Genomic DNA, 1187 nt, shown 5'->3' with positions numbered 1-1187 from the left:
GCGCTTACTCGATGATTTTGGAGACGACGCCGGCTCCGACGGTGCGGCCGCCTTCGCGGATGGCGAAGCGGAGGCCGTTTTCCATCGCGATCGGGGCGATCAGCTCGACGCCGAAGCTCACGTTGTCGCCCGGCATCACCATCTCGGTGCCCTCGGCCAGCGTCACCGTTCCGGTCACGTCCGTCGTGCGGAAGTAGAACTGCGGGCGGTAGTTGGCGAAGAACGGCGTGTGACGGCCACCCTCTTCCTTGGTCAGGATATAGGCCTCGGCCTCGAACTTGGTGTGCGGCGTCACCGAGCCCGGCTTGCAGAGAACCTGCCCGCGCTCGACGCCCTCACGGTCGACACCGCGCAGCAGCGCGCCGATGTTGTCGCCCGCTTCACCGCGGTCCAGCAGCTTGCGGAACATCTCGACGCCCGTGCAGGTGGTCTTCTTGGTGTCGCGGATGCCGACGATCTCGATCTCGTCGCCCACGTTGATCACGCCACGCTCGACACGGCCGGTCACGACGGTGCCGCGGCCGGAGATCGAGAACACGTCCTCGATCGGCATCAGGAACGGCTGGTCCACGGCGCGCTCGGGCGTCGGGATCCATTCGTCGACAGCGGCCATCAGCTTGCGGATCGACTCTTCGCCGATCTCCGGATCACGGCCTTCCAGCGCGGCCAGGGCCGAACCGGGGATGACCGGGATGTCGTCGCCGGGGTATTCGTAGGAGGACAGCAGTTCGCGGATCTCCATCTCGACCAGCTCGAGCAGTTCCTCGTCGTCCACCTGGTCGACCTTGTTCATGTAGACGACCATGGTCGGGATACCGACCTGGCGGCCCAGCAGGATGTGCTCGCGGGTCTGCGGCATCGGGCCGTCGGCCGCGTTCACCACCAGGATCGCACCGTCCATCTGGGCGGCACCGGTGATCATGTTCTTGACGTAGTCGGCATGGCCGGGGCAGTCGACATGCGCATAGTGGCGCGCGTCGGTCTCGTATTCCACGTGGGCGGTCGAGATGGTGATCCCGCGGGCCTTCTCCTCGGGCGCACCGTCGATCTGGTCATACGCCTTGAAATCGCCGAAATACTTCGTGATCGCAGCCGTCAGCGTCGTCTTGCCGTGGTCAACGTGACCAATCGTGCCGATGTTCACATGCGGCTTGGTACGCTCAAACTTTTCCTTACCCATCTTAAGG

1 protein-coding gene is annotated in these 1187 nt (G+C 64.6%); it reads right to left on the bottom strand.

Translation table 11 applies throughout. The features are described 5' to 3' along the window. Window positions 1–4 precede the first annotated feature (4 nt). Window positions 5–1180, bottom strand: a complete 1176-nt coding sequence (gene tuf, locus JF290_RS19390; protein ID WP_199026552.1) for an elongation factor Tu — start codon at window positions 1178–1180, stop codon at window positions 5–7. Window positions 1181–1187 lie beyond the last annotated feature (7 nt).

The sequence above is a fragment of the Sedimentitalea arenosa genome (genome assembly GCF_016428585.1).
GTDB lineage: Bacteria > Pseudomonadota > Alphaproteobacteria > Rhodobacterales > Rhodobacteraceae > Sedimentitalea > Sedimentitalea arenosa.
The sequence above is the reverse complement of the archived record's forward strand: the minus strand, read 5'-3'. Positions and strand labels throughout refer to the sequence as shown.